The following is a 7,082-nucleotide window of genomic DNA, read 5'->3' as shown; positions in this document are numbered from 1 at the left end:
CGCTAAGGCCGAATCCTGCGCTGGCTCCCAGTGCGCCGCCACCCATCATGGCGCTGACGTCGGGCATCTCCAGCGAGTCTGGGGGGGCCTCTGGGAGGGAGATGGCGGAAGTCATGCTGGTGCTGACCAGCTTCTTCATGGGCATGGTTTTGTTGATGGAGCTGCGCTTCTTTTGCTGCACTTTGTGCTGGAGATCGGCGCTGGCCTTGGCGCCCTGTGCGGTGCCGCCACCGGGGAGGAAGTCGACCTGCTTGTCCATGACTCCGCTCTGGAAGACGATGAAGAGGGCGAGCACACCGAGGCCGGCGTGGATGAGGATGCTGAGGAGGAGGGAGCTGGCGCCTGCCTTGCGCCACATCTGCACGAACTGGTTCGGCGGCTTGGCGACCTCGATGTGGGTGAGCGCGGGGGGATGAAAGATTTCGCCTTCGTGATGCTCGGCCACGACTGCTGCTACGGCCACCTCTTCGTCATCGGCTGGCTCGGCCAAGACTGACATGGGCGTGCTGGGCGCGGGCATCATGGGAATGACACTCACAGCGACTGGCACCGCAGCACTGGCGTGGCCAGGCGCAGCCGTGGGCACCGTGCCGGTGGAAGGCGCGGGCGGTGGCATCATGGCGGGCATGGCCATCTGTGGCATGTAGCCGGGCGGATACCCCGGCATCTGCGGCGGGTAGCCATGCGGCGGCGGGTAGCCGGGTGGATACCCCGGCGGCATCTGCGGTGGGTAGCCGGGTGGATACCCCTGCGGCAACAGCTGAGTGGCACCCGGGGGAGGTGGTGGCGGCTGAGGATTTGGCGGAGTTCCAGGTGGCGGCGGATTCATGAAGCACTGCTTTTCAGAATATCAGGACGGAACTGCCGCCCGGTTTATTGGGGTGCAGGCAAATAAAAGCGGAAAGAAGTCAGAATCCTTCTTCACCGCCGACGGTGAAAGTCACGTTGGCAATCTTGGCGACTGCGAGGGCGTTGAGAACGTCGATGACACGCTCGTAGGTGGCCTGCTCCTCCGCCTGAATGGTCACGATGACCTTGGCCTGGCGGTTGTCCGCCTCCTCTTTGAGACGCTTGAGTGTGCTGATGAAGTCGGGGAGAGCTTTATCGGGACGGTTGCTGTCAAACTCCTCTTCATTGAGGGTGACGGCACCGGTTTCCTCAACACCGACGATGATTTCATCCGGCATTTCGGTGGGAGCATCTGCGCTGGGAGGAGCGAGACCGGGGAGCTGGCTCTTGAGCTCGCGCTCGACCTTCACGGAGCCAACCATGACCATGAAGAAGAGCATGATGACGAAGACGACGTCAATCATGGGGGCGATCTGGAAGCCGACAGCGAGCTGTTCGACTTCAATTTCGCGATGCTTTTTTTTGCCGGGGGCAGACATGAGGAGAATGAATTACTCTTTGTTCAAGGCAGAGAAGGAAATGTCATCAATACCCGCCTGGGCAATGACACTCATGACGCGCTGGATTTCGATGGCAGGGAGTCGTTTGTCGCCGCGAATGACTGCACGGTACTTGGGATTGGCATCGTGGCGGCTGCGCAGTTTTTCGACGAGCGGCTCCACGATATCATACGCGTTATTTTCAAAGAGGATGGTCGCCTTGCCATTGGTCCAGCGCACATTGAGCGCGGCCTCGTTCATCACGTCTTTTTCCTTCTTTTTAGCATCTTTAGCGACAGGGAGAACAATCGCCTTGTCGATACTCAACACCTGCGCCGAGGTGATGCTCATAAAGAAAATGAGCAACACCAAAAGCACGTCAATCATCGGAGCTATTTGAAACTCCGGTTCGCCGTCACCACCGCCGCCGCCGCCACCCATAGTGTTAGAAGGTCAAGGGTTGAGTATTATGAGATAAGAAAGCAAGGACTCAGGCTGCAGAGACAGTCTGAACTTCACCTGCGACCCAGTTGGGAATGGCGGCGTAGAATTCTTCTTCACCGACGTGGGCGTCTTTGAGATGAGCGTAAGGCATCTTGCGGAACAAGGCCAAGACGATCTCCTGAAGATCGCTCATGCTGACCTGAAGACGATTGCGGAGGAAGTAGAAGAACATGAAAGCCGGGACGGCAATGAAGAGACCGGAAGCGGTGGCGATGAGCACCTCGCCGATGGCGCCGGAGAGCTTGGCAGGGTCCCCTGCACCGCTGGTCTTCAGGGTGGAGAAGGCGCGCATCATGCCGGTCACGGTGCCGGTGAGGCCGATCATGGGGGTGCAAACGCCGATCACGGAGAGGTAGTTGATGCGGGTCTGGATGGAGGCGTTGACTTTGTTGAGCTCGCTGAACAGGGCGGCTTCGGTGGCTTCATGGCCATCTCCGAGGAAGCTTAACCCGACGCGGGTGGTGCTGGTGAAGGCGGAAGGACTGCCTTTGCAGAACTGGTAAGCGCCGACGTAGTCTCCCGCACGGAAGAGATCCTGAACCTGTGCCACCTGGGCGGGAGGAGCGGCTTTTTTGATGGCGGTGCGCATCCAAAGATCAACGGTGAGCCAGACGAGAGCGATGGAGCAAGCGGTGATGGGATACATGACCCAGCCACCTTCAATGAAGCGGTCGATCATCGACTCCGAATGAGCCTCCTCGACGGCAGCCCCCTCAGCAGGCGCGGGCTCCTGGGCATAGAGGTTGAATGAAGTAAGGACACCGAAGGCCAGGAGGACGCAAAGGAACGCGCGGGCGGGGCCGTTGGGGATGTGGCGGGTCATGAGGGTGGCAGTGGTGGTTTGCATGGGGAAAATATTCAAGCTTTGGGTTTGGACTCGGTGGATTGGGCAGGCTCGCCTTCGTTGGGTTTGGCAGCGTCCGATTTGCCGTCAGCGGCGGCGGCAGCCTCTTCCTCGGCGACATTTTTCATTCCGGCAATCGCGGCTTTTTCCTTGATGGCGGATTCGGCGATGGGGGAGCCGGGATAGGAGTCACTGATGCGAGCAAGGAAGGCGTTGGCGTCCTCGTAGCGCTTCATTTTGATGAGTGTTTTGGCAGCATTGAGCTCGGCCTCAGGCACGCGCTGCATCTGGGTGCCGTAGAACACTGGAATGCGCAAATAGGCCAGCAATGCTTTTTCCCACTCTTTCTTGCGGGTGTAAACATCTGCAATGAGAGCCCACAGCGAGGCGCCAATGGCAGAGTCGTCGGTTTCCTTCAGGATGCTCTGGGCTTCAGCAATGATGCTGGCGTAGTCCGAGGTGGTCTGGCGCTCAATGTCGAGCTGGATAATGCGCAGGCGCATTTTCTGCGCGTCTGTGAGTTTCAGAGCGCGGAGAGCCGGCAGTGATTTCACCACATCATCGAATTTGCCGCCCTGGTTCAAGGCTTCAATGTAGGCGAAGAACAAATCGATGTACCAATTGCCCTCGATGCCTTCGAAGTGCTCAAAGAAGTCACGGCCTTTCTTCAGCACGGCGATGGCTTCATCGGTCTTGCCTTTGGCAAGCAGGTCGGCGGATTCGGTGAGTTCAGCGGGATAGGGCCACTCCAAGGAATCGATGTTCTTTTTGTCCAGAATGGTGACAGCCTTGTTTTCACCGATCTGAACGGTGCGGACAATCTTGCCTTCTGGACTGATCGAAAACTCGGAGGAGAAGACGCGATTGCCATCTTTGAGAACGATGGCCTGCCCAAAGGCGGAACCTGCGGCAACGACGGCGAAAATGAACAAAAAGCGGGCGAACGAGTGCATGGAAATCGTGGGGTGGGTTCGCATCGAATTACAGGGTGGGGAGAAGTTTTTGAGCCTCTTTCATTTCTGGCTGCCCCTCAAGATCCTTGCGGTCGACCATCTCCTGCAGTGTTTTTTTGGCCTCATCGAGCTTCCCGAGAACCTGAAAAGATTTGGTGCATTGAAGATAGGCCTTGGCCATTTCATCCTTCCATCTTTGATGGGCGATGAAGACGCGCTGAAAGTAGGCGATGGCCGCCTCGTGCTTGCCTTGCAAAGCCTCGATCTCGCCGAGCATGCGCAGGGCATTGGCGGTGGCGTGACCACGCCATTCCTTGGTGTTGGCGACCTGCTCAAAGATCTTCTTAGCCTCATCATACTTCTTGAGTTTGACGAGCGTTTTGGCCTCCCCCTGAGTGGCATCCAGCACATGGGAGCTGCCGGGGTAGTTGTTCAAGGCATCGCGGAAGAGTTCGAGAGCCTTGTCGTTGTCACCTTTTTCAAAGGCGATTTCAGCCAGGCCGACAGGAGCGCCGTCTGAGAACTCGCTGTCTTTGAAGAGATCTCTGAGGCGGGTATAGCAGGCGGTGGCTTTTTCGAGGTCGCCTTTTTTACGGGCACTGTCACCGACAATGTTCAGCAGCATCGGGCTGAGGTCATCTGGCTTGGCGACTTCGACGATGATCGTGAGATACTTCTCAGCCTTATCAGGCATTTTCATGACTTTGGCGAGCCATGCCTTCGCAAACAGAATACGCATCTGAGCGGTGCCGTTCATCGCGGCCTGCGGCGGGGTCAGCAGTTCTTCGATCTGTTTTTCAACATCTTCAAAGGTGAGCTCTGCGGCGGGAGCTGCTTCGGCAGGCTTCGCACCATCTGCGGGTGGAGTCGTTGGAGCAGCAGAGGCGCGGCGGCGTTTAGGAGCGCTAATCGAAACCAACTGCTGAATCAAGCCTTCCACCTGCTGGTTGGCGACGATGGGGATGCGGCCTTTGATTTCGCTGGCCAGCAGCTTCTTGGCTTCTTCAACCTTGCCTTCTTTAATGTTGGAGCGGCTGATCCAAAGGACAGCCTTGAGTGCGAGATCCTCGTTATTTTTGTGAGTGTTGTAGTAACGCTGCCACATCGCTGCCAGTTCTTTCCACTTTGAGCCTCCGACGTAGAGGTCAGTCAGCTGGTCCATGGCATAGGTGAGCACATCGTCAGTCTTCGCTTTGTCCACGGCGAACTCGAATTGGATCATCGCGTTGGCATAATCGGCGCGTTGATTGTAAATATCCCCGAGGAGTGCATGCACCTGACCGACATTCTGATCATTGGGAGCATCCTTGGCGATGCTGAGAAGTTCAGTTTCCGCCGCCTTTTTGTCCCCGCTCTGGAAGTCAATGAAAGCGAGACGATAGCGCGCATCCACGACGAACTGCCCCTTGGGATTGTCCTTCATGTAGGTCTTGAGCGCCTTGGTGACGCTCTTGGAGTCGTTCTGGTAAAAGTAGGTCAGAGCGATGCGGTACTGGAGATCGTCCTTATAAGTGGTGGTCGGGAATTCCTGGAGCAGGAGTTCATAAGTCATGCGGGACTCGTCGAAGCTCTGCATTTCGAACAGCACGCTGCCGATGAGGAAGCTCAGCCGTTCTTTGTCAGCCTTAGGGAAGCTCATCGCTTTTTTCCAGGCAGCGATCGCTTCCTTGGGCTGCTTGTTTTGATAGGCCAGCATGCCGAACATCATTGAGACTTCACCGACCATTTCACTGTCTGGAAAGGATTCGATAAACTGTTCGCACTGTTCGCGCGACTCCTTGATGCGTTTCAAGGAAGCATTGACCATGATGAGTCCGTACATGCACTTGTCCCGCTGGGCGAACTGCTTGAAGTCTTTGACGACGACTTCAAAGGCGAGAATGGCCTGCCAGAGGCGGGAGGGATCTCCGGGGCCGATGTCCGTGACGGCCCCCATTTCATAGTAGCAGCGGCCGAGGCGATAATAGAGAGAGGCATCATAGTCTGAGCGCTTCTCGATCTCCGCCATGATTTCCTTGTTGGCCTTGACCTTGGTTTCGATTTCGTCCTTGCGCACGCCTTTCGCGGTCTTGAGCTGGACCTCGAGCTTCGCGACCTGCTCAGCCTGGATGCGTGAGATTTCAGCTTTTTTGCGCACGAGCTGGTAGGCGCCGAGAGCTTCCTTGTAGGCCTTTTTTTCCATCATCTCATCACCCAGCTTGAGATAGATGTTGTTCATCTGAGCAATGCTGTCACCACCCGAGGCAAAGTTGCGCACCTTGTCCATGAGCGTGGTGGCTTCATCGAGCTTGCCGCTGCCGACATAGATGTTGGCGGCCAGCATGGCGGCCTGGATGGATTCCGCACTGCGGATGCCGTCTGCAAGCACATTGGTGAGGATTTTGAGCGCCTCCTCTTTCTTGTCCTGCTTATTGAGAGTGTCGGCAATGATGAGCCCGGCCTCTGCTTTTTTCTCTGGTGAATCGCGCACCACGTCGGTCAGCACTTCGATGCCTTTGTCTTCCTTCTTGCTGGCAATGTAGGAGCGGCCCAGAGCCATGCGGACATCGACGAGCGCCGAGCCTTGGGGAAATTCCTTCACGTAGGCCTCAAGTGACTCAATCGCCTTCGGGTAGTCGTTGAGGTTGTAGTGGCAGGCACCCTCAATGAAGAGAATGTTTTCGAAGGGCTTGTTGTTGAGATTTTTCTTCGCGACGGCGAGCTTGGCAAGCGCCTCCTGGTATTTGGCCTCTACGAACAGAGCGTTGGCAGCATTGATCAGAGCTTCCGTTTCCTGCTGGATATTTAAAGCGCCCGGGACAGCCGGAGCCGCCGGTGGTGCAGGCTTAGGAGCCTGGGAAAACACAGGCGTTACAGCGGCCAAGGCCAAGACGGCACAGAAAAGGGGTCTCATGAGTTGCAGGGTGCGTTCCACTTCAGCACAAATTACAAAAAAACTACGGAGAAGCACAAGATCGAATTTACACATGTCATGAAATGATTGTGCAAAAGCGTTGAGCCTCAGGGGGAAACTGACATTTTTCGATAAAGAGATCCGAGATTAGCAGGATGGCTATTTTTGTCACGGGAGAAAAGTCAAAAGGACAAATTCTATCCACACCCCAGAAATAGGAAGCTGGATTTTGCTCCCAAAGGTGTGGTCTAATATCAAGGTGCGTTGAAAACGGGTCTATTTTCTCGTGCTGAAAATCTTCTCGGAGAGAGCGTCAGGTGATGGCGGAGCCAGGGTGTGGCGGGGCTGGTTGCAGACGCTGCTGGCGGGCGAGGGATGCGGCGGAGCGCTGGCTTTGCTTCCCTGATTGTTGCTGGAGGTACCCACGGAAGCACTCGCTAAAGCTCAATGCCGTTAAGCTATAATTTCTGTACTTTGTCATTTGATGGTTAATTGAGGTG

At 56.2% G+C, this 7,082-nt stretch carries 5 protein-coding genes and 1 pseudogene; all 6 read right to left on the bottom strand.

Going from position 1 to position 7,082, the window contains the following annotated elements; all coding sequences use genetic code 11:
- Positions 1-829: pseudogene (locus PSV43_RS02590) on the bottom strand (hypothetical protein); the annotation flags it as partial.
- A 79-nt stretch (positions 830-908) separates the two neighbouring features.
- The gene (locus PSV43_RS02585) at positions 909-1,388 is read right to left on the bottom strand and encodes a biopolymer transporter ExbD (RefSeq protein WP_300193471.1); all 480 of its coding nucleotides are present in this window, start codon (positions 1,386-1,388) and stop codon (positions 909-911) included.
- A 12-nt stretch (positions 1,389-1,400) separates the two neighbouring features.
- Positions 1,401-1,829: a biopolymer transporter ExbD gene (locus tag PSV43_RS02580; RefSeq protein ID WP_300193469.1), complete on the bottom strand. Its 429-nt coding sequence runs from the start codon at positions 1,827-1,829 to the stop codon at positions 1,401-1,403.
- Positions 1,830-1,878: 49 nt separating this feature from the next.
- Positions 1,879-2,739: a MotA/TolQ/ExbB proton channel family protein gene (locus tag PSV43_RS02575; protein WP_300193467.1), complete on the bottom strand. Its 861-nt coding sequence runs from the start codon at positions 2,737-2,739 to the stop codon at positions 1,879-1,881.
- Between the two features lie 11 nt (positions 2,740-2,750).
- Complete coding sequence (locus PSV43_RS02570; RefSeq protein WP_300193466.1) at positions 2,751-3,689, bottom strand: tetratricopeptide repeat protein; 939 nt, start codon at positions 3,687-3,689, stop codon at positions 2,751-2,753.
- 28 nt (positions 3,690-3,717) lie between these two features.
- The gene (locus tag PSV43_RS02565) at positions 3,718-6,582 is read right to left on the bottom strand and encodes a tetratricopeptide repeat protein (RefSeq protein WP_300193464.1); all 2,865 of its coding nucleotides are present in this window, start codon (positions 6,580-6,582) and stop codon (positions 3,718-3,720) included.
- Positions 6,583-7,082: the final 500 nt, after the last annotated feature.

Source organism: Prosthecobacter sp., assembly GCF_029946185.1.
In the GTDB taxonomy this organism is placed as follows: Bacteria; Verrucomicrobiota; Verrucomicrobiia; order Verrucomicrobiales; family Verrucomicrobiaceae; genus Prosthecobacter.
Note: the sequence above shows the minus strand (reverse complement) of the source record. Positions and strands in the feature narration are given on the sequence as shown.